General features: G+C 41.4%; 20 protein-coding genes. 6 read left to right on the forward strand and 14 right to left on the reverse strand.

Annotated elements, in window-relative coordinates:
• Positions 1–54: 54 nt before the first annotated feature.
• Both ACSLUK_RS05375 and ACSLUK_RS05380 read right to left on the reverse strand, forming a co-directional pair.
• On the reverse strand, positions 55–1,338 hold the full coding sequence (locus tag ACSLUK_RS05375) for a serine hydrolase domain-containing protein (protein ID WP_448547501.1): 1,284 nt from the start codon (positions 1,336–1,338) through the stop codon (positions 55–57).
• A gap of 82 nt (positions 1,339–1,420) precedes the next feature.
• Complete coding sequence (locus ACSLUK_RS05380) at positions 1,421–2,539, reverse strand: helix-turn-helix domain-containing protein (RefSeq protein WP_448547502.1); 1,119 nt, start codon at positions 2,537–2,539, stop codon at positions 1,421–1,423.
• Between the two features lie 244 nt (positions 2,540–2,783).
• Here ACSLUK_RS05380 and ACSLUK_RS05385 point away from each other — a divergent pair, with 244 nt between their 5' ends.
• A complete protein-coding gene (locus ACSLUK_RS05385) occupies positions 2,784–3,245 on the forward strand; it encodes a methyltransferase family protein (RefSeq protein WP_448547503.1) in 462 nt (153 codons plus the stop codon).
• A 193-nt stretch (positions 3,246–3,438) separates the two neighbouring features.
• Complete coding sequence (locus tag ACSLUK_RS05390; RefSeq protein ID WP_448547504.1) at positions 3,439–5,214, forward strand: GGDEF domain-containing protein; 1,776 nt, start codon at positions 3,439–3,441, stop codon at positions 5,212–5,214.
• Positions 5,215–5,224: 10 nt separating this feature from the next.
• Here ACSLUK_RS05390 and ACSLUK_RS05395 read toward each other — a convergent pair whose 3' ends face one another.
• A complete protein-coding gene (locus tag ACSLUK_RS05395; RefSeq protein WP_448547505.1) occupies positions 5,225–6,040 on the reverse strand; it encodes a kinase in 816 nt (271 codons plus the stop codon).
• Positions 6,041–6,410: 370 nt separating this feature from the next.
• On the opposite strand from ACSLUK_RS05395, the gene nhaD reads away from it, so the two are divergent.
• Positions 6,411–7,652: a sodium:proton antiporter NhaD gene (gene nhaD, locus ACSLUK_RS05400; RefSeq protein ID WP_448547506.1), complete on the forward strand. Its 1,242-nt coding sequence runs from the start codon at positions 6,411–6,413 to the stop codon at positions 7,650–7,652.
• 49 nt (positions 7,653–7,701) lie between these two features.
• Here nhaD and ACSLUK_RS05405 read toward each other — a convergent pair whose 3' ends face one another.
• Positions 7,702–8,625 (reverse strand): glutaminase, encoded by a 924-nt coding sequence (locus tag ACSLUK_RS05405; protein WP_448547507.1) that lies wholly within the window; start codon positions 8,623–8,625, stop codon positions 7,702–7,704.
• 9 nt (positions 8,626–8,634) lie between these two features.
• Entirely contained in the window at positions 8,635–10,854 is a 2,220-nt protein-coding gene (locus ACSLUK_RS05410; RefSeq protein WP_448547508.1) for a winged helix-turn-helix domain-containing protein, read from the reverse strand.
• 128 nt (positions 10,855–10,982) lie between these two features.
• Here ACSLUK_RS05410 and ACSLUK_RS05415 point away from each other — a divergent pair, with 128 nt between their 5' ends.
• The gene (locus tag ACSLUK_RS05415; protein WP_448547509.1) at positions 10,983–11,891 is read left to right on the forward strand and encodes a CE1 family esterase; all 909 of its coding nucleotides are present in this window, start codon (positions 10,983–10,985) and stop codon (positions 11,889–11,891) included.
• Positions 11,892–12,005: 114 nt separating this feature from the next.
• Here ACSLUK_RS05415 and ACSLUK_RS05420 read toward each other — a convergent pair whose 3' ends face one another.
• From ACSLUK_RS05420 to ACSLUK_RS05445, 6 genes are all read right to left on the reverse strand, one after another.
• Complete coding sequence (locus ACSLUK_RS05420; RefSeq protein WP_448547510.1) at positions 12,006–12,662, reverse strand: alpha/beta hydrolase; 657 nt, start codon at positions 12,660–12,662, stop codon at positions 12,006–12,008.
• Between the two features lie 105 nt (positions 12,663–12,767).
• Complete coding sequence (locus ACSLUK_RS05425; protein ID WP_448547511.1) at positions 12,768–14,210, reverse strand: peptidoglycan DD-metalloendopeptidase family protein; 1,443 nt, start codon at positions 14,208–14,210, stop codon at positions 12,768–12,770.
• A gap of 11 nt (positions 14,211–14,221) precedes the next feature.
• Positions 14,222–14,611: a BlaI/MecI/CopY family transcriptional regulator gene (locus ACSLUK_RS05430; protein WP_448547512.1), complete on the reverse strand. Its 390-nt coding sequence runs from the start codon at positions 14,609–14,611 to the stop codon at positions 14,222–14,224.
• Between the two features lie 407 nt (positions 14,612–15,018).
• Complete coding sequence (locus ACSLUK_RS05435; protein ID WP_448547513.1) at positions 15,019–15,618, reverse strand: hypothetical protein; 600 nt, start codon at positions 15,616–15,618, stop codon at positions 15,019–15,021.
• A 2-nt stretch (positions 15,619–15,620) separates the two neighbouring features.
• A complete protein-coding gene (locus ACSLUK_RS05440; protein WP_448547514.1) occupies positions 15,621–16,097 on the reverse strand; it encodes an RNA polymerase sigma factor in 477 nt (158 codons plus the stop codon).
• A gap of 127 nt (positions 16,098–16,224) precedes the next feature.
• Entirely contained in the window at positions 16,225–16,488 is a 264-nt protein-coding gene (locus tag ACSLUK_RS05445; RefSeq protein ID WP_448547515.1) for a Rho-binding antiterminator, read from the reverse strand.
• 90 nt (positions 16,489–16,578) lie between these two features.
• On the opposite strand from ACSLUK_RS05445, the gene ACSLUK_RS05450 reads away from it, so the two are divergent.
• On the forward strand, positions 16,579–17,637 hold the full coding sequence (locus tag ACSLUK_RS05450; protein WP_448547516.1) for a Vgb family protein: 1,059 nt from the start codon (positions 16,579–16,581) through the stop codon (positions 17,635–17,637).
• A gap of 11 nt (positions 17,638–17,648) precedes the next feature.
• Here the strand turns inward: ACSLUK_RS05450 and ACSLUK_RS05455 are convergent, their stop codons facing one another.
• Entirely contained in the window at positions 17,649–18,398 is a 750-nt protein-coding gene (locus tag ACSLUK_RS05455) for a substrate-binding periplasmic protein (protein WP_448547517.1), read from the reverse strand.
• A 103-nt stretch (positions 18,399–18,501) separates the two neighbouring features.
• Here ACSLUK_RS05455 and ACSLUK_RS05460 point away from each other — a divergent pair, with 103 nt between their 5' ends.
• On the forward strand, positions 18,502–19,038 hold the full coding sequence (locus ACSLUK_RS05460; RefSeq protein WP_448547518.1) for an NADPH-dependent FMN reductase: 537 nt from the start codon (positions 18,502–18,504) through the stop codon (positions 19,036–19,038).
• A 63-nt stretch (positions 19,039–19,101) separates the two neighbouring features.
• Here the strand turns inward: ACSLUK_RS05460 and ACSLUK_RS05465 are convergent, their stop codons facing one another.
• Together ACSLUK_RS05465 and ACSLUK_RS05470 are read right to left on the reverse strand one after the other, a co-directional pair.
• Positions 19,102–20,169: a DUF21 domain-containing protein gene (locus ACSLUK_RS05465; RefSeq protein WP_448547519.1), complete on the reverse strand. Its 1,068-nt coding sequence runs from the start codon at positions 20,167–20,169 to the stop codon at positions 19,102–19,104.
• 33 nt (positions 20,170–20,202) lie between these two features.
• On the reverse strand, positions 20,203–21,555 hold the full coding sequence (locus ACSLUK_RS05470) for a magnesium transporter (RefSeq protein WP_448547520.1): 1,353 nt from the start codon (positions 21,553–21,555) through the stop codon (positions 20,203–20,205).
• Positions 21,556–21,628 lie beyond the last annotated feature (73 nt).

Raw genomic sequence — 21,628 nt, forward strand, 5'->3', positions numbered from 1 at the left:
ATAAGCGATAACACACACTTTAACGACCAGATTGTGAAATGAATGTGAAGCTAGTTATTCATTGAACATCGTTCGAACTGATACAATGTGCTCTTTGCTCTGTTTAGCTTGTATAAACACCATAGCTATATCCCGTGAAATACGTGAAAAATCGCCGAAAACATCGGTATTTGCATTAATATTAACTGCAACTGCCATGTCATATTCTGGCAATACCATTAGCCAACTTTGTGCGCCTCGTGATACACCACCGTGGTTTACAGCACGTACTTCACCTATCGCTTCTCCAAGATCTAACAAGATGGTTCGCCAACCTACAGCATAGTTGTGTGGCGGCATCTTCCCATTTGGTAATGCTTGCGCACGCCAAAATAACTCTCGTGTCTCAGTGGAAATAAACTGAGTATCTAAGAACGCTGAGCCTAGTCTAACAAGGTCAGAGGATGTGGATACAAAACCCCCGCCAGCCAAACGATGACTCAAATCGACATCACGCCACGGTCGGACTTGCTTACTGCGTCCCTGATCATTCCAATAAAACGTGGCAAGTGATTCTGGTGTTGTGTTGTCGAATTCTGCCGTGGTCGCTTTAATACCCAATGGTGAGAAAACTTGCTGTTTCATCCAAGTTAGATACGGTACTTTGCTCGCTTCTTGCATTACAGCACTGAGCAAAACAGTACCAAAAGAGGAATAGCTGTAGTCCGAACCGGGCGCGAATAATAATTCACTGTCATCAAATACAGTTAGTGCATCTATTACATTGTCGTATCGTGTCGACAATGCCAATGTTTGATACATTCCGAGCTTATCAGTATTTTCTCTGTAATGAGGTAAACCTGAGGTGTGTGATGCCAAGTCACGTGCGCTCATGTTCGCCCATTCAGGGTTGGGTAATTCTTTAAAATATCGGCTAATTGGGGCATCAACATCGAAATGATTTAAATCAACCATACGCGCAAGTCCGATACTCGTTAAGGCCTTTGAAGTGCTACCGATTCGAAACTGAGTATCTGGGGTTACGGGAATTTGTGCTTCAATATCTGCCCAACCTGAAGCGCCAGCCCACACTATCTCCCCATGCATAGTAACAGCGATTGATATCGCAGGCGCATTGATTTTTTGCTGATGTGCTGATGCAAGTTCAAGCACGGTTTCCCCAGTAGTTTGATAGTATACATCGCCAATGAATTGTGACTTTGGCCCTTCGGTTGGAATATCGATAAATTGATAAAAAGGTAAGAATTCTGCTTTTCCTCGATAGGCATAAAACTCATAAACTGGCCACAAAAACCAAGTGACTAGTAGCACGACAAGACAGGCGATATATTTAAACATCTAATGATTCCTTTACAAATAATTTGCATGAAACATTAGTTAATTCACCAAGTTATCTCTCGTTGATTTTGAAAAAACATCGCTAATTTTGAAATTGTTGGCGAAATTCTTTCGGCGTTTTACCCATTTGTTGCTTAAATGCACGATTGAAAGGACCAACAGAACCATAACCTAGTTCAAGTGCAATCGTTAAAATTGGCTTACGTAATTGTTCGGTGTCAGCGAGTTGCTGGCAAGCTGCCGGAATACGATAGCTGTTGAGAAATTCAGAAAAGTTTCTAAATCCCATATGGCGATTAATCAACATACGCAATTGGTGCTCTGGCAAGGCAAGCTGTTCAGCCAAAGACGTTATCGTTAACCCAGTTGCCTGAAAGCCACCTGACTCCATCAATGAAAGCAACTTCTTGTACTCAGGAGCGAACACCAAGGGAATACCATTTGGTTTGTTATTAGTGTCAGATTTTAACAATAACCGTTCGTTATTATCTCGCTCCACATTCCCCGCATCTAAAAACGGTGCATCACTATTGAAGACTTCCAGCTCATTAATATGCTGAGCTGCATGGCGAAAGAGATAAACACTTAGCCCCCAAATAGAGAGGACAAACAATAGTGCGTGGGAAACACTGAAAATAGGGAAATCACGCAATGGCGCATCGATTAATTCAAGTGAAATGATAAAAATTAAATAGATATTTACCCCAATGATGAAAATTTTTCTTGTCGTCCGCCTACTATCAACCAAATCATCATTGAATCCCTTTAATGTCACCAGCAGAATATGAAGCAATACTAACCCTTCTATGACGTGGTTGACGTCATGCAGGACGCCTCGCCCCTCGTTTACACCGAAAAAATAACAAAACCACAAGATAACTGTGGCTATCAAGGCAAATCGCCACTTGGGCCACTGTTGCGGTTTGAAGTGGTCGTCAAGCAACGACATTGACCAAGCCCACAGAAAATAAGGGCAAAGTTCGGTGAGAGTTAAAAACAAGCCTCTTAACGCACCATAATGAGAATTTGCGATAGGAGCCGTTAACAGAATGAAACCCACTAAACTAATGGAGAAACTCGCACCAAGCATTGTTTGAAGATTGACACGACGACATAAGTAAAACGTTACCAACAGCGCGGTCATGCCGACGGCTGCGAAACGAAAAAAGATATCAACGACGGCCAAATACGATAATTGCATAAAACGCGAGTACGACTAATTATTTAAAGCTTGGATGTTAGCATGTGATAAATGAAATATCAGCCATGGTTGATGCGGGCTTATTTGAACACTATCATTTGATATTACTGATAGTAAACGGATAACAAACTGATAATTTACTGGTTGTATCTGATTTTTAAGAAATTCTCTAACAATACTAACATTTACCTCCTGCCTGTAATCTGGTCTAATATTAACGGTTGTTTTTGCTGTGAGCCTCGAAGTGAAATTTCTTGAATTACGAATTCCGCCATTATTATTGATGTTGCTATTTGCCGCGATTATGTGGTTAATCGCCCAAGCTACCCCGTCATTCATGTTTTTGGATAACATCAAGATAGTGCTATTGATAATAGCTGTTGTGATCGCAGTCGTACTTACGCTTGCTGGAGCATTGGAGTTTCGGCGCGCTCAAACCACTGTCAATCCTACCGCACCGGAATCGACGAGTAGTTTAGTCACCAGTGGCATTTATCAATTTACCCGCAACCCAATGTATGTGGGTTTCTTTACCGCCCTTATTGGTTGGGGATGTTTTTTGAGTAATGCTTATGCATTGATATTTGCCTTACTATTCGTGCCCTATATGAATAAATTCCAGATCCTTCCCGAAGAACAAATGCTAACGCAACTGTTTGGTCAGCAATTTAAGGACTACTGTCAAAGTGTCAGACGTTGGTGCTAGTTACATAAAGCAGCATCTGCCGGAATTTGAATTACATTAATTGAAATTCACGTCTATACTTGATCATTAAGCGTGAAAGCCTAATAGCGCTAAATTTTTGAGCGCGAGAACCTTGAACAACAGATAGGGAGCATCGCTGAGTAGTAGGAAGCTTGTCCGTAATATGTAGTAATAGACAAGAGAACTTTCTTAGGTGCAAGACTATAAAACCCAACGCCTCATTGGCATTTCACTTTATATCGCCTCCGTAATTCTCATTATTTCGGCCGCTGCCCTTGCGTTAATGGATATCAAGCATCGCACTGCTCTTGGCATGCGTGATTCTCTTCATACCGTATTACAAACCGTTCAAGAAGCCCAACATTTAGTTATTCAAGAACGCAAAAGCACGTTGGATGCCATCGTCGCCGCGCCTGAGATTGTCAATCAAACACAGCAGTTAATTAAAGCTTTCGATAATCAGGTAGCGTTTGAACAGTATCATCCGATTGCCATGTCATTATTTGATATCGTGTCCGGCATGCTTAAACGTTATGACAACAGAGATTTTTTTCTCATTTCTGTAGAGCGCATTAATATATCAAGCAATCAGTTCGACCAAATCGGCAAACGCAGTATTATCGACCAACTGGCGGCTACGCAACTGGATGCAGCTTTTAAGGATGATAACTACATCATCAAGGGAATAAAGACGCCTGACCCAAGCAGCAAAAAATTTGTGCCTGCGATGTTCATTACAGCCACAATCAAAGATAAACAGGAAAATGTAATTGCACTATTGGCTAAATTTGTCGACCCCAAAACGCAATTCTCTAATATCAGTGAACTTGGGCGAATTGGTGAGTCAGGCGAAACCTATGCATTTGACCGTAGTGGCTTATTGTTAACTGAGAGCCGTTTTAAACATCATCTGGAAAGCACCAACCAAATTTCATTGGGTGAAGACAGCATGATGAATATCTACATTACCGATCCGGGTGGAAACTTACTTGAAGGTCATCAACCGACAACGAACAACGAACTTCGACCGCTCACCAAAATGGCAGAACAAGCCGTACGTGGTTTAAGCGGTCATGACGTAACAGGCTACCGCGACTATCGTGGCGTCGAAGTTTTCGGCTCGTGGCTATGGGACAGCACGCTGAGTATGGGGTTAGCCACGGAGATTAATAAAGATGAAGCGCTGACGTCTTATATACAGACACGCAATATTTTTATCAGCGTTATCGTATTCACATTAGTCGTTGGCTATGTAGTACTTCGGGTAATTTTCTCATTGCTCAATAAATCTGCTCAGCAAATGCAAGATGATAAACACCTGCTTGCTGCGAAGGTCGCGGAGCGCACTCAAGAGTTACTCGATGCACAAGATGAATTATCTCGCGCCAACAAAGAGCTACAGATTCTTGCCATTACCGACGGACTCACCAAACTTGCCAATCGTCGTAGGTTTGATCAGGTGTTTGCCGAACAGTGGCAACGTAGCCTCAGACAACGAACTTCAATCGCCATCATCATGCTCGATGTCGATAGTTTTAAACAATACAACGACAATTTTGGCCATCAGAAAGGTGACCAGTGTTTAGAAAAAATAGCCGCTCAGCTTACTTATTGCCAAATTGCACGCAGACCAGGCGATATTCTCGCACGATACGGTGGAGAAGAATTCGTCGTATTACTATGTGATACAAGTTACGACTATGCAGTAGAAGTTGCAGAAAAAATCCGGTTCAGTATCGAAGCATTGGCTATTCCACATCGCTTTTCAACCGTTGCTGATAAGACGGTAGTTACTGGTAGCATCGGCCTACGTTTTATCGACAATGTTTCTACAACACGCCAAGCTCTGGCGTTAGAACAAGCGGACAAAGCTCTATACCAAGCGAAGATCCAAGGAAGAAACCAAGTGCAAGTGTATAAAGAAGAGCCGCTTGATAATGTCAGACCAATCAAGAAACAACAAACCTAAGCCTTTAGTCTCAATCAGACTTATTGATCCCAACAATATTGCGCTCACTGTCCAAATGCCAAATAGTATCCGCATACTGATGGAATACACGCAGTCCATGCTCAGTGAGTCTTTGAAAATATTGTATAAACGTTGCAATTTCATTTTCTGACATTGCCTGTTTTGCTTGTTGTGCCAATAGCGGTTGTTCTTGCTCATGTCGCCACTGTTTAACAACATCAAAGCTGGGTGCGCGCAGAAACAACCAATGATCGATAAAGTCATATAGCGGTTGATAGCCTTGTGCTAAGCTATCATTTACATGCTTACGCCAAGTGCCGTCTTCATCTTGCGTCGACTCCAAGGCATTAACAGGCATTTGCAATTCTTGCTCATTTTGCGGAGGAACTCCCCAACACCAACCTTCAATAATGACAATATCAGGCGCCTGATTGACCGAACGCCATTGCGAACGAGGTAAGATATCGTCTGTGCCTTTGTCAAACACCGGTAAGGTTATCTTGATATCGCGCCGAGCAAGCGCCTGAATAGTATTCTTTAGCCGTTCTACATCGTGTGTACCCGGCACGCCACGCGTGGCAAACAAAGGATGGACAGCGTCTGCTTTCAGCTGTCGTTCAGCGCGCGAAAGGTAGAAATCATCAAGAGATAAAACCACTACATTGAGCATGAAGTTAGATTGAATATATGTTGCCAGAAATTGAGACAGGGTGGATTTTCCCGAACCCTGACAGCCATTAATACCCACAAAAAATGGACGCGCTGAGCGTAAAGTGCGGCTCACGATTTGGCGACCAAACTGTGTATATAAATCTTTATTCTTCATCAACGACTTTCTCTACCTCATGCATGTTCTACAGTAACCATAGAAGAGTAGTCCGCTCTTCCATTGCCTATGATTTAAATTGCGATTATCAGGCCAATATTCAATAGCCAAATATGAAATTTGACGATTCGTTGTAATCTCAGTGTAGTTGCTAAATTCGCCTTCATATAAGAAAACATAGTGATACGTAGGCGAAGTCAATGGCACGTTCTTGGTGATAGTTATTTTCTAAAAACAACCATCCTCATCTAAATAAGTAGCGATGATTTACACATTTTTATCAATTTCGATTTATTTGTTAGAGCAAAAGCTTTACCATCGCGCCATCAAAATTTCCACACTGCTGAACCACCCAAATTTAGGAACGAAAATGACATTGGTTATCAGTCTTTTGGCCTTTATCGCATTGCTTCTTGTGATTTTTGAAGAAGTAATCCACATCAACAAAGCAAAATCTACGCTGTTTATTGGCACCTTGTGTTGGCTACTCGCTTATTTATTCCCAATGCACGGCAATACGCCTGAAATAATCAGTCATCAACTCAATGAAAACTTGTTAGAGATCGCAACGCTTTGGTTGTTCTTAATGGCTGCAATGACCTTTGTTGCCTACCTCAACAGTAAAGGCTTTATTTCTAATCTCGTACAGGGATTACTACCCCAGAAAATGCACGAACGTAAGTTTATGTTTTTAATTGGGGGGTTTGCTTTCTTGTTCAGCTCATTTGCCGATAATGTTACCGCAACGCTCGTTTCTGTCGCCGTAATCGCCTCGCTCGATGTGCCAGCGCGGCAGCGTCTCAAGTATGCAACGCTGATCATTTTTGCCGTTAATAGTGGCGGTGTATCGTTAATAACAGGTGACGTTACCACACTCATGATCTTCCTCGATGGCAAGGTGAGTATTGCTAACTTATTATTATTAGTTCTCCCTTCACTATTCGCAGTCTTGGTACTTGCCGGCCTACTGGCGCGTAATATGCGCGGCCAACTATATTTCGATACCTCATCAAAACCTATCGAACGTAACGACAAAATCATTGCTAGCGTGTTCTTATTGACTATCATCTCAACGCTGGCACTGAATGCTATCTACCAGATTCCGCCAGTATTGACCTTCCTCTTCGGTTTGAGCTGCATGTTCCTCATTGCCCAATATTTGGTTCGAAAAACCAACCAAAGTATTCTCAATTACATCCGAGAAATAGAATTCGATACCTTATTGTTTTTCTTAGGTGTGTTACTCATCGTCGGTATGCTTAAGGAAATAGGTGTACTCAACCAACTGACGGGCATCTATCGCATCATGGACACCAGCGTCGCAAACTACTTGCTCGGTATGTTGTCTGCAATATTAGACAATGTTCCACTTACAGCTGCCCTACTTAAAGCTGACATTGCGATGGAAACCACCGATTGGTTGGCGCTTACTTACGCTACGGGTGTAGGCGGTTCAATGCTCGTTATCGGTTCAGCGGCCGGCATTATCGCGATGAGTAAAGTGAAGGAGTTAAACTTTATCAGCTATTTGTCAATGGCAGGATACTTACTTGTCGCTTACTCCATTGGCTATTGGTTAAGTTATGGCTTAACCAACATGGTATTAGGTTAATTTACTATTAGGGGGGCACATGCTCCCCTAAGTAAATATTTTCGCCTTTTTAAAAAATCGAAACATCAGTTTTATCAGCAAATAGCTCTAATGCTTTAGTCCCCACCAATGAATTACCAAATTCATTAAGTGCAGGTGAATAAACAGCAATAGACATTTTGCCCGGTACGATAGCGACAATGCCCCCCCCTACACCACTCTTACCCGGCAAGCCGACTCGGTATGCAAAGTCACCAGAAGCATCGTAGTGTCCGCAAGTTAACATAATGGCATTGATACGTTTGGCGAGCGCTGCACTAATAAACTTGGTCCCTGAAATCGGATCCATGCCATCGTTTGCCAAATAAAGCATCGCGCGCGATAACTGCTTGGCAGACATCTCGATTGAACACTGACTAAAATAAGTTTCCAAGACGGTTTCAACATTGTTATCTAGGTTGCCGAAGCTCTTCATCAAATTAGCCAGCGCTAAATTACGAAAGCCATGCTCCATTTCAGATTCAGCAACAGCGGGGTCTGTCGATATCGAATAGTCATTGCTACATTGTTGTACAAAATCTAGGATATGACGCAATGCTTTCCCTTTTTCTGGGTGCAATGAAAGGATACTGTCGCACACCACAATCGCACCGGCATTAATGAACGGATTTCGGGGAATACCCGCTTCGTATTCCAGCTGAACGAGCGAGTTAAATGGGTTACCGGATGGTTCACGCCAAACCCGTTTGAATAAGTCATCTTTATGAGCACGCAATGCCAAGGTATAGCTGAATACTTTAGAGATACTCTGAATTGAGAAAGCTTGTTCATATGCGCCAACACCAAAGGTTTGACCGTTATTTAAGGTGATCGCCATACCAAATTGCATGGGATCTACTTCTGCTAAGGCAGGAATGTATTCTGCTACCTTGCCACTTCCCAAGAACGGGGTCACTTCCTGCTGCACTTCTTTTAAAATCGCTAACCAGTTCATGTAGACTTCCTATTTGGCGCTCAATTGCGCTTGGTCGATATTCATTTGCCAAATATTGGCCGTAGATGACTCAGTTACGTCCAGAAAGACAGTTTCCTGATCATGGGCAACCGAGAACGACAACGGTCGATTTTGAGCATAGTTCAACACCGAATATCGCTCATTTGTTAACGTTTCATAAGCTTCTAGCGCATCACTTGCCAGATAATAGATAGTGTCACCTCGTAACTGCCAGCGCCCCCAAGAGGTTATCTGAAATTCAGGTAACACGATATGTTCTTCTCCAGTTTCGATATTGTGACGGTATAACCCGGCATGATTAAATTTAGTCATGTAAAGTGTTACACCATCGTCACTCGCCTGAACGCTATAGCCTCCTGCATGGGTAATTTTTTTGGTAAGGTTATTCGTTAAATTCAGCTGCCATATTTGCCAGTCGCCATCAACATCTGTGCTATACAATACTTTGTTGTCATTCAAAAAATGTACATAATGAATGGCGTGATTGTCAGGTAAATAACTCTGCCATTGTGCAGCAGCTTCATCATACACATACAATTGGTTATTTAGCCCGGCAACCAAATACCTATCATTAGGTGACCAATGTCCATTGCCAATACTTTTGATGGTTGCAGGAAAATGCGTATCGGCTGTTTTACCGTCAACTTGGCGGATCATGATTGTACTGTCCCCTTTATCCGAGCTCACGTACGCACTTTTCAGCGACCGATTAGCCAACCACGGAGAATAGTTAGTAAAACTCGATTGAGTTATCGCAGCATTGGCGGTAATGTCCAAACTGTTAGATTCACCATTTTTCGCAAGAGGCGCTTGATATAAGTTGACCACCATATCACTCTTATCAAACACTATGGCCCCTGTTTTAAGATTGGTGGAAACGTAACCAATATCTCTATTCGTGATCAGTACACGAATAGATTGGTCGTCAACACCATATTGTTTAAGCCCAGAACCATCAGCAACAACCAGTGTATTTTTAGAAAGCCACGCTATGTTTGAAAAAGCGCTAAACGCCGTTTGATGATAAGTTTCGTGCTGATTATCTAAATCAATGAACTTCATCAACGAAGTACTATTGCTTTGATACTCAAGTACTGCCAAGCTCTTTTCATCTGGCGACAGCGCCAACATGTAATCCCCTCTAAGATTACCACCACTGTACGGCAGCGTTATCTGCTTAAAACGCTTGGTGGCAAGATGATAACTATAAATAGAATACGGTGTATTAAGCTCGGTTCGGAAATTAAAATACAATGTGTCAGTACTAGCGCGATATGCCAGTACAGTTATTGCTCTTTCTGCACAGTCGATAATTGGCGTTACTTCTTTCTTTTCAATATCAATTGCCACAATTTCACATGTTCTTTGGTGCAAGTTGTTAAAACGAGACGCAATAATTCGATGCTCACCAGCAAAAATAGCATAAGTATAGTAATAACCATCATTGGTTAATTGATAGGGCGCATGTGATTGTGACTGATACCAAATATTAACATTATCTTTAGCAGATGATTTGTGTAGAAAAAGCAGCTGTTCACCGTCTTTTGCATATTTTGCTCTAAACGAAGCACCTTTTAGCGATGTAAGGGGCAACTCTTTTACACTAAAGTGATCAACTTTGTGTTGTTCACGCACATCCTGTTGTCCAATCAACCAGGCTCCCACTCCGATAACAGTGACTAACAACATCAATAATGTCGCCACCCTAACTCTAGACAGAGTAGATGAATGACTGACCGTGTTGCTGTCGACTACACTATGCTCAGCAGTTTCCGATTCATACGCTACTGATTGGCGTAATTCTCCATTGCGCTTTCTGGTATCAGCATCATCACTACTATCAACATCAGCAGCTTCCGTTAATTGAGGTGTAGGATCTTGTGCAGTCGACACTTGCTCTTCAACTGTTGGCGTAATAGAAAATTGATAACCAACCTTACTAATGGTCGTAATAATTGTTGGCGCTTTAGGGTTTTCTTCTATCAGTTTGCGCAATTCGCTTACCGCACGATTAATTGCTGCGTTACTAACGATTCGACTATCCCACACGTGTTCGATGAGTTGTTCACGAGAAATTGGAATATTGGGATGACGACAAAAATACACTAACAGTGTAAAAATTCTTGGTTCAACTTCTAACTTCTGCGCGTTTTTGGTAATTGAGAACAATGCTTCGTCAACAACAACATCGCTAAAATAAAACTTCATCAACAAACCTAATTAATTGAATTTATTACCATTATGAAATGATTACTTTTTCATTATCTTTTAAAAATTGTCTTATCTGTTGAAGCTTAACACTATGTGCACTCAAAATAAAAACAGGGAATGACTCAATGAGCAATAACAGTCTTTTTAACAAAACGATATTACTTTCCAGCGCATTCGTCGTACTAACCGGTTGCGGTGGTGGCGAATCAACCAAAACGCCAGGTGGCGGTTCTACCAACCCACTTCCGCCAGCAGCGCAATTGTGTACAGGTTCAGCACTTGGCGATGACCAAGTTTGTGTTACCACAGGCAGTAGAGAAAGTATTCTTTATAAGCCTTCTGACGCCCCAGACGGAATTGCACTTTTCTTACACGGCGCTCCTGGCTCGGCGTCTAAAGTGATGTCAATTTTCGATGCAAAGATGGTGGCAGACACACATAATTTAGTTGCTGTCGCACCTAAAGGTAACGTACAAACATGGGGTTGGTTGAGTCGCAATGAAACCAGCCAAACGTCAAACGAAGACGTTGATTTTATTACCGAGCTCCTTACACAAGTAGTAAGTGAACACAACGTCACCTCTGATAAGGTCTATGTTTTTGGTTACTCTGCGGGTGGTTTTATGGCATATACGCTCGCTTGTCACATACCAGAGCAATTAACGGGTGTCATTGCCCTTGCTGGTCAGTATCGTGGTGATTTTGCAGCGTGTTCAACGTCTACACCTACTCGCATACACCATATGCATAGCCTATCAGACAATGATGTACCATACGATGGTCGAAATTTTGGTGCGATTCAGTCAGTTAACGCAACTATTGCCCACTGGTTGAATAAGAATGGTTGTAATGAAACCTTTGAAACGGTTGAACAACAAGGTGTTACCAATAACAGTTCTGGTACAACTACACAACATTACGACAATTGTGCAGCCTCTTTGTCATTATCAAAAATGGCCAATGTACCGCATGAAGCAAGTTATTTGCCTGAAAGACTATACGAACTCTATGGTCACCTGCTATCAAATGACTAGCTTTATACGGTTTGGTATTAAACGAAAGACTTCCTAGCAAAGCGTAATATGGCGATAACAAAGCAACAATGTTATTGCCATATTTTTATCTACTAGATGCTATTACTCTTGAAATTAAGGCGTAGTGATCCAGTTTTTCACTGGCACTATCCATTCATCAATCGGCCTATAAAAAGCGCCATGTTCCTTTCCTGTGCTAATGGAAATTTCCTGAAAAGCCGTAACTGCAGTGCTACGATCAATTAAGAACTGGCAAGAGCCCACCTCATCAGAGGTTTCATATATCGAAAATACATTACCGTACACTTGAAGGGCTTTATTGTTTTTCACGTAACCAGCACATCCTGCCAGTATGATCGATTTCATTTTATCGGATGCGACTATACTGGATGTGATTGCTGTTATCTCACCGCCACGAGAAAAACCGACCAGCACAATGTTTTCATAGCTTACGCCTTTGCGTACCAAACGGTCGATATCAGATGCTAACTTTCGCGCGAAATCCTCTGGATCTGTGTCTTTCGGGCGATGATAGGCAATTAAGTTATACGCTTCATCCGCTAGCGCTTGCTTTACTGAGGGATAATCATATGTCCCCCAGCGCGGGTTAACAGGCGTTGGGTTGTCGCCCTCAACTATTAACCCATGGGAATAAAATACGTAAGTTTGACTCGGCTCTACTTTTTCTGGAAAAGCAGTATATACCTGACCTGCAGCGCAGCTTAAAGAGAATAGCAGTGTTGCTAATCCACATAACAATGACTTTTTCATAGATTTCCTTTGGTTCATTGAAATAAAAATTCAGATTAAGATGAACCTTACTTATTGTCGGCGGGTGATATATTGTTGTAATTGTTAGCGGATTATACCGAAAAACTAATCATATTCACCCGCAACATCTATGATACCAATGAGCGTCTTGGGATCAATGCGCTCTCCCTGACGAATAACTTCGAAGTGTAAATGTGGCCCTGTGACTCTACCCGTTTCGCCCACTTTACCAATCATCTGACCGGCCAAAACGTAATCACCAACAGATACGTCATAGCTATCCATGTGGGCGTATAAGGATTGCAACCCATTACTATGTTCTATCACTATAACCTTGCCATAGTTTCGGTGTAGGCTCGAATTGTCTGCAATAATCACTTTTCCTGCAGCAGATGCTCGAATCAAGGTACCAATAGACGCTGCGAAATCCATTCCTTTGTGCGGGTGCTTGCTGCGAAATGCATTGATATGCCCAAAATCCGAAGATAAGCGTGCATTAATTACTGGCACTTGCCATTTCTCATTGTCTACAGACACTAACTCAATAGATACGAAAGGTTTGGCCAATACAGAAAGCGGAATGAGCATTAATGAGATGAATAACAGCAGCCATTTTTGTCTATAGTGTAAAAAGCTTGCTGGTGCAGTAGTCATTGTTCGTTTAATTCGCTGCTCAAAAAACGCCTTTGTTAGCTTTTGATCCGTGAAATGCGACACCAATGAAGCTTGTTCACAAGCGTGCCACTTTTTTAAGCTGGCAATTAGCGTTTGGGCATACGCAAGTTTTTGCGTTGGATGACCTACAATGACCTGCTTGTCACATTCTAATTCCATCACTTGCGTATAGCGTCTCTCGACGAATCGTAAAAATGGATTAAACCAAAAGATACTTGCCAACATTTGCATGATAAGTACCGCTTGTGGATCTCTTCGCCTCACATGGTTTAACTCATGTTCAAGCAATAACATTTGCTGCCTTTCTGATAACTCAAAGAAGCTTTGCGGCAGCACCAAATATGTATTGAACAACCCAAACACGAAGGGTGATATTCGATTTTTGCTCACATATACGCGTATGTTATACGTCGAAATACATTGAGCTTGGTGTTCCGTTAATCCACTGAAATCCTTGAAACGAGTGGATTGTTTGATAAGCATTACAACTTTGCACAATCTTGCGAAAAATTGGCCGACAAAATACAAACTGCCAATAGTAATTGCCAATATGCTGACTGATAAAATGCTCAAGATCTCAACTGTAGAGCTAACCTCCAGTAAAGAAAAATCCACCGTTGATAATGGTTGGCCGCTATATTCCCCCGCCCAATCAGGCACAAATTTCAAAATAGTGTGGCTGGAATTTAAAGTGTAACCAGGTAGCAACGGCACAAATGCAGCGATAAACAATAGTTGCCAGAATCGAGACCAGTTAGCAACCTTAGGCACACATTGCTCAACGAAACGCGCAGCAATATATAAAATACCGCTCCAACCAATAAGCATACAGAGTGGCATCAGGAGTTGGTTAATGATGCTGTGATCTAACATGTTACTTCCTCTTAAGAATTCTCGTTGTCGTTTGCATCATTGTCAGCCAGATCTTTGAGTAATTTTTCCAAGTCGGCAATTTCCTTATCATCCATTAGCTCACTATCGGCAAACATCGCTACCGGTAGCGGTCCTTTGAGTTCTAACACACGCTTCGCAAAATCCTGTGCAAATCCAGCTAGCGTTGGCACTTTTTCAACATTCGCATGATAAATTTTGCGATTGCCTAGGGTATCTGTTGTTACCAATCCTTTCTCGCCCATGCGCTCTAAGGTTTTCCTTGTCGATGAATAACTCCAATCAAATTGCTGATTAATTTCGTCGTGTAATTCTCGCGCAGTACGTGGTTGTGTTTGCCAAAGTAATTTAAGAATTTCTAGTTCGGGCGCAGTCGGTTGCATTACCTTTTACCTTTTTACATTAATCCTGAATAACGAACCACATTATAGTGCGACAGATGTCACAACAATGCAAGAACAAAATGCGACAAATGTCACAGAATTAAAAATTTAGACCATGTTTTAGCTTGAAATTGAGTACTCGTGACCCAAATTGAAAGCTATGTTACCTACTGATTATTATGTTAATTAGTTGGCTAAATGCCTGCGGTGATACATATGAAAAGTACAACTAATACCACTACTGTTGCCTGTATTTTGTTAGATTTCATTGTCTCTCTCCTGAATTAATGAGCAAAACGTGTTAGACGCATTTACGTACTGCGACCTTACAAAGACATTCTGCTCGTTGAGTATTTGAAGTGGATATTTATTTTGAGGCGCTATTCGCGCTATTTAGTGACCGTGGATTAGCTTTCCAACTCGGCAAGCCGTTCTTCAATTTTTTCTAGAATTGGGCCGAACCTTTTCTTAGCCGCTCGCATATTAAGCAAATAAATACCCACAACTAATAGAGCCACCGAAGCGTAATAAATCATCATGTGCTGGTTAATCTGCGGTAAACCTGAAGCGTCAACATTCGCACCAAGCGTTATAAGTAAAACGCTTACTGTAATTGGCGTGATATACCACCAAACGATTGATTCTAGAAGCGCCTTTTGTTGTGCAACTTTCTGTTGTTCACTTAACAAATATTCTCGCACACTATTATCTTTAGCCAAGGGCACTTTTTTGGCTTTAATTAAGCGATATGGAATGTAAACACTGGAAATGATAGCCAATATGCAGCCCAACGATTGCATTGTACTTACACTGTTCATCAAACCATATACCCAAAAAGGAATTAAGAATATGGCAATCGATATTTCCAATATATCTCTGTATTTAACATGGTTGTCTAGTTTCTTTGTTTCTGTTGCTAACACTGCAATAACCTCCGATAAATTTTCTGAAGAGTCTTGCTGCGCAATTGATTCTTGCCAATTTTGTTTCAAATCGTCGAATTTCATCGTTACTCTCCAATATACTGTTGTTCAAATTCTTTCTTTATCCGCTTTAATCTGGCGCGCACCGCGTTGGCAGTTATGCCAACAACTTCGGCCATATCATCAGAAGATAAACCGTCCAAATACATCATCAGAATACTGGCGTCTGTATCATTAAGCTGATTCATAAAGCTATGTAAAATATCCGCCTGACAGCTATCTTGCGCTGGTACGCTTGTAGCAGTAGGTTGATATGCCGCTGACGACTTAATGTTTCTTTGCTTGATCGTGCCTTTAACAAAGGTACATGCAGTATTTAGCGCCACTTTGTATACCCACGTTTCTCGTGCAGCCCTGCCTTCAAAGGATTCAAAACTGCGCCATAGCTGCAACAAAATTTCTTGATACATGTCATCGAACTCTTCAGGACGGCTGTATCTGGATGCTATATAGCGAATACGTCCTTGATTGTTCGAAATGATATGTTCAAATTCCTGCTGCATCTTTTAACTCTGATAAATAAATGAGATAACAGATTGGTCTTTCAAGAATTGCGATTGTGTCAGTAAACAACAAATAAATTTTACCTCCTCTGTGTTGCTATACGATGTAATAACTAAAAAAATGTCTCTAATCACCTGAAAAATCTACTGAAAAATTGTGTTGTGCTACTTTATTATTTCGTGCATTTAGTTGAATAATTTCGATCAGGGGAATATAAAATGTTTGCTCATTGCTTACTAATTCCAATTGTTCAACCGAATTTTCCCGCACAATGTCGTTAGCAATGCCGGAATAGGAATCTCCCGACTGCGTCTTGATTAAGACCTGACTTTTTCGCATGGCGACTATTTCAAAATAATCATGCGCATCACATGATATTTGCTTTTTCATCTCATCCTCCATTGAAAATATGAGTGTAATTGGCGCTGTTATGCGCAAGTATTTCCTATACTAATACAACGGCAATCAACAGGTGCGTTTATGCTCCCCACTTTTCAAAATTATATGCGCTCTAATATAAGTTTCCATACCATACACATAAAGCTAGGATTATGGCTCATTGCCATTGCCTTTAGTTTTTGGGCTAATGGCACACCTACCAACGGCAATTTACCTTCATTGGCTCAGGTGAATGAGTGGCATGTCGAATGGGGAGGTAGACCTAGAGATCCCTATGTAGCCCCTGACGGCTCAATTTGGTTTTGCGGACAATCGGGAAACTATATTGCGCGATTTGATCCACAAACAGAGAAAATGACACGCATCATTTTGCCAGAAGGTGCTCATCCACATAATTTGATCATAGATGTACAAGGGAACGTCTGGTACGCCGGCAATAGAGATGCCCATATTGGTAAACTCCTACCTAACGCTAACAAACCTGTGATATTTCCTATGCCTACGGCAATAACTGATCCACATACTCTGGTTTTTAACCATCAACAACAGATATGGTTTACCGCTCAACATAGTAATGTAGTCGGGCTAATTGATCCCAAAACTGGCGAAGTTGTTTCAATCCCCATTCCGCTGAATAACGCCAGACCCTATGGCATTGTTGTCGACAAGAGCAATCGCCCATGGACAGTCTTATTTGGCACTCACTATTTACTTTACGTAAATCCAGAATCATTTGAGTCGCATTTAGTAGAAATTCCACGAAAAAATGCTCGTCCGAGACGATTAGCAATCAGTCAGAAGAATCATGTTTGGTATGTGGATTATAGCGGCAACAAACTTGGCAAATATGACCCTAAACAGCAAAAATTTAGTGAATGGCCTTTGCCTTCAGGATCAGATAGCCGACCATACGGCATGACTATTGATAATAAGGACAGGTTATGGATTGCTGAAACAGGCGTTTCTCCCAACCGTGTTGTGGTTTTTGATACGCAATTAGAGAAGTTTATTTCCTCAACGCCGATTCCTTCTGGAGGAGCCATTAGACACATGATATTTGATCAAGAAAGAGGGCTTGTCTGGTTTGGCGTGGATACCGGCTATTTAGGCAATATAAGCATGAAACTCGCTAGCGAATGACATAAAAGCTATTATTGTAATTTATACTTCTCGTAAATTTGATTAAACGTACCGTCTTCACGTAGCTTAATAATCACTTTGTTTACTTCATCACGTAATGACTCGTCAACGAACGCCATATGAGAATAGATATCTGGCCAAATATAGTGCACAGTATAATTACTAGCCTCCGCTTTATCTCCACTAATATGATGCTTATTTTTGAGATCGTGCCAAAAAATATTCACGTCGCCCACACGAACATCCTTACTTCCACTAATTAACAAATTGGTTGTTTCACTGGGGTGAGCGTGTTCAGAATACTCCGTGCTTTTATGGGTCACCGCCCTAAAAGTTTCACCAAGTAATTCTTTAGCTCCTTGGTAAGCAGCAATTGATTTACCTTGCAGATCAGACACGTCGTTTATTATGAGATTGGCTGATTTTCGGGTGACGGCAACATCACGATAGCGAAAAACAGGTTCTGAGAGATGTGCTTTGGCTTTTGAACCAGGGAAAATATTACACGCAACGTCGATGATTTTACCAGAATTGATTTCATACAATAGCCGATGATTACTCATGAAGACATATTCAACTTTATATTTAGGAAAGTGACTAAAGATTGCATCGGTAATTTCGATAAAAATGCCAGTTTCTTCCGCTTCAATAAAAAACGGCGGAAAGTTGCCAACACCTATTCTCAGTGTCTGTTCAGCCTTGGCAAGCGATACAAACAATAATAGACATGTAAGAATTATTTTAATACAAGCTTTTAACATAGTTGCGTAACCACGTCACATTGTTTACTTAGTATAAACGAAATTGACGTTGCAATGTCAATGCTATACTTGATTAACTTTCTGCAAAGTATAGGAATCTATTATGAGCATCATTGCATTCGCTGCAACCAATCATAAGCAGTCAATCAACAAACACTTAGTCACGTATGCCAGCAAGCTATTAAACAAAGTTTCGGTTGATATCATTGATTTGAATGACTACGAATTGCCACTGTATGGACAAGATAAAGAGGCTGAAATTGGGCACCCACAACTTGCTAAAGATTTCCTCGCCAAAATTGCTCAAAGCTGTGGGGTAATTATTTCATTTGCGGAGCACAATGGTACTTATACCGTTGCCTATAAAAATCTTTTCGATTGGAGTTCACGCATTGAACCGAAAGTGTACCAAGGGAAGCCAATGGTATTGCTTTCAACGTCTCCTGGATCCTTAGGGGGAGCAAGCGTATTAGCAGCCGCCAAGCAATCAATGCCCTATTTCAACGGCGAGGTGAAGGCCAGTATGTCGATTCCCAGTTTTTACGACAACTTTGATGTAAAAAAGGGCGTACTTACACACCCAGAATTAGATGAACAGTTTCGTGATGCCATCAGCCATTTAGATCATATTGCTAACTAGCTTGTCAGGGCAGCATTCGGGCATTTAGTCGTTCGTTATGAGCTATATTCATTTATAGCCCCTTTATTTTTTGTCTTCGTCAGGGGCTTTGTCGCTGGTTTTCTTTTGTAATGTTTCAGGTAGCATACCTTTCAACAAACGGCCAAATATATCAGCGGCTGTGATGATGCGTTTATTTTCTCCCCACACTAACAACATGTCATGCTCAATCACACCATCAAAGTTTTTGTCGATAGAGCGTTTTACTTTTATATTTAGGATCGCTTCATTGAGTGAAGTATTTTCGTCTAAGAGTACAACAGGACGGTGACAAAAATTGTAAGGCTCAAAAGTCTCTGGTTCAAATAGTGCTGCACGTAAAAAACCATCGGCATCAACCACTAATAGCGGATCACCATTATCATTAATTAATACGACCCACCGATGTCCTGACAGATTGAGCTGCGCTAAAAATGGATCTTGTGGACTGCTGGTAATGTCAGGAAAAATAGGCAAATCTAATTTAGTTGGCAATGAAATAATAGACTTGGGATCCAACACTTCACCTTCTTCAATAACGTCTATTTCATCAAGCGCAAAGAAATTGAGCGCGCCTATGCCTTCAACATGATTGAGATCAGCCTCTTCAGCTGTGATGTGTTGACGTATAATATTGCGTAATTCACTCTCAGCAAAATATGTAATGCCTTCTTTGCCAAGCCACGCATCGAGAATAAAAGCAGTTGGACGCGTAACAGGGTAAAAACAGAATTGGTAAAAACGAATTACTGGAGCTAATAAACTGCCCATTTTTAGCGCGTTACGAGAGAAATACGCTTGTGGGGTAATTTCACCAATGATGGTTATCGCAATAGTCGAAAAAAGAAAAGCACTCACGCCCGCCAGCACAGAGTCAGATAACATCGTAAGCAAAACATTAATGCCGACATTTCCCCATAAAATAGTGGCAAGCAAAAAGTTTGAATCATCACGCAACGCCAGCACTTTCTTTGCCGCTTTATTGCCTTTCTTAGATTCTACCTCTAACTGTAAACGACTGAGTGAAAAAAAAGCGAGATTTAATCCCGAAAAGATGGCAGATTGACTGATGCAAAAGGCTATCGCAATCCAAGTTAACATTTCGACCGACATAGTAATTCCTTTCTTTAATTAATGCGTTTAGGTTTAAAGTAACATTAAGCTACCTAACCCCAAGAAAACAACAAAACCCACAATATCAGTCACAGTAGTTAGAATGACTGACCCTGATAACGCAGGGTCTATTTTAAGTTTATTCAAGAGAGAAGGAATTACGACCCCTGACATTGCCGCAGCCAGTAAATTTAGCAGTATGGCAATTGAAATCACAGCACTCAACAAAATGTTGTTAAACCAGAAATAGGTTATGCCACCGATGACAACCGCCCATATAATACCATTAACTGCACCAACCCGAAGCTCTTTTATTAGCAGAGCTCTTCGGTTAGCATCTGTCACCTGCCCTAGTGCCAATCCACGAACAATGACAGTAAGTGTTTGGCTGCCAGAAACGCCGCCCATCGAAGCCACGATTGGCATCAGCACAGCCAAGGCGACCACTTGCTGTAAAGTTGCTTCGAAAAGCCCAATGAACCATGATGCCAAAAACGCGGTCGCCAAGTTCACACCTAACCAAATACCACGGTTTTTAGCACTACTGGCCACGCTTGAAAATAAATCTTCGTCCGCTCTCAAACCTGCCGCTTTGTTTGCCGCTTCTGTTTGTGACTCATCTTTAATTTCATAGGCCAGTGCAATCGTAAAACGACCGAGAAAATGGTTATTGTCATCCACAACAGGTAGCGCCATTTTGCCCGATAGAATGACCTTCTCAGCACAGTCCTCTATGTCGTCAGACGCGTTGAGCTTGACAATGTCACGCTCGATTAATTCACTCATCATGTTGCTATCTGATGCTTGCAATAGCGTATTTACAGGCACAGCCCCGACTAGATGGCCTTCTTTATTTACCGAATAAAACTCCTCGGTATAGGGCATTAGTCCCTTCTGCAAAAGTAGTTTTGCACTTGCCACCTTTAACTTTTCAGAAATACGTACATATTGATAATCTAGCCAGTGGCCTAATTGTGTTACCGTATAAAGTTGTGCTTGTTGATAAAGCTTTCTTTGCGAGTCATCGAGGTGTTTGATCGCATAATTAAGAAATCTATCGGGAATTTCTTCAGCAATCTCCAATACTTCTTCTGCATCAAGTTGGGACAGTAACTCAAAACAAACTTCATCGTCTAACGCCCTAATTAGCCAGTTACGAGTATCTTTCCCCATTAACACAAATGCTAATCGCTGCTTGTCATTCGGGTACGTTGACCAAACTGTTAGACGTTTTTCAGGAGGAATCGCCTCGATTAACAGCGCAAATTGATCGTCTACTAATGCCTCAGAGGCAGTGTCCATAATATGAACGATATCATGCTCATATTCAGCGCTGAGCAAATCATTAATAACTATCGAGAGTTTCTCAATTGCAACTTCTGCCATTTATTTTCCTAATTGATTGGTGTTACTTCATTCACGCTGAATCGTATTGGTGCTTACACTGATTCCATCATGC

The organism is Thalassotalea fusca (assembly GCF_053485835.1).

Coding starts and splice junctions, on each gene's coding strand:
- ACSLUK_RS05375 (WP_448547501.1), bottom strand. CDS start 1,338: ATGTTTAAATATATCGCCTGTCTTGTCGTGCTACTAGTCACTTGGTTT.
- ACSLUK_RS05380 (WP_448547502.1), bottom strand. CDS start 2,539: ATGCAATTATCGTATTTGGCCGTCGTTGATATCTTTTTTCGTTTCGCA.
- ACSLUK_RS05395 (WP_448547505.1), bottom strand. CDS start 6,040: ATGAAGAATAAAGATTTATATACACAGTTTGGTCGCCAAATCGTGAGC.
- nhaD (WP_448547506.1), top strand. CDS start 6,411: ATGACATTGGTTATCAGTCTTTTGGCCTTTATCGCATTGCTTCTTGTG.
- ACSLUK_RS05405 (WP_448547507.1), bottom strand. CDS start 8,625: ATGAACTGGTTAGCGATTTTAAAAGAAGTGCAGCAGGAAGTGACCCCG.
- ACSLUK_RS05410 (WP_448547508.1), bottom strand. CDS start 10,854: ATGAAGTTTTATTTTAGCGATGTTGTTGTTGACGAAGCATTGTTCTCA.
- ACSLUK_RS05415 (WP_448547509.1), top strand. CDS start 10,983: ATGAGCAATAACAGTCTTTTTAACAAAACGATATTACTTTCCAGCGCA.
- ACSLUK_RS05420 (WP_448547510.1), bottom strand. CDS start 12,662: ATGAAAAAGTCATTGTTATGTGGATTAGCAACACTGCTATTCTCTTTA.
- ACSLUK_RS05425 (WP_448547511.1), bottom strand. CDS start 14,210: ATGTTAGATCACAGCATCATTAACCAACTCCTGATGCCACTCTGTATG.
- ACSLUK_RS05430 (WP_448547512.1), bottom strand. CDS start 14,611: ATGCAACCGACTGCGCCCGAACTAGAAATTCTTAAATTACTTTGGCAA.
- ACSLUK_RS05435 (WP_448547513.1), bottom strand. CDS start 15,618: ATGAAATTCGACGATTTGAAACAAAATTGGCAAGAATCAATTGCGCAG.
- ACSLUK_RS05440 (WP_448547514.1), bottom strand. CDS start 16,097: ATGCAGCAGGAATTTGAACATATCATTTCGAACAATCAAGGACGTATT.
- ACSLUK_RS05445 (WP_448547515.1), bottom strand. CDS start 16,488: ATGAAAAAGCAAATATCATGTGATGCGCATGATTATTTTGAAATAGTC.
- ACSLUK_RS05450 (WP_448547516.1), top strand. CDS start 16,579: ATGCTCCCCACTTTTCAAAATTATATGCGCTCTAATATAAGTTTCCAT.
- ACSLUK_RS05455 (WP_448547517.1), bottom strand. CDS start 18,398: ATGTTAAAAGCTTGTATTAAAATAATTCTTACATGTCTATTATTGTTT.
- ACSLUK_RS05460 (WP_448547518.1), top strand. CDS start 18,502: ATGAGCATCATTGCATTCGCTGCAACCAATCATAAGCAGTCAATCAAC.
- ACSLUK_RS05465 (WP_448547519.1), bottom strand. CDS start 20,169: ATGTCGGTCGAAATGTTAACTTGGATTGCGATAGCCTTTTGCATCAGT.
- ACSLUK_RS05470 (WP_448547520.1), bottom strand. CDS start 21,555: ATGGCAGAAGTTGCAATTGAGAAACTCTCGATAGTTATTAATGATTTG.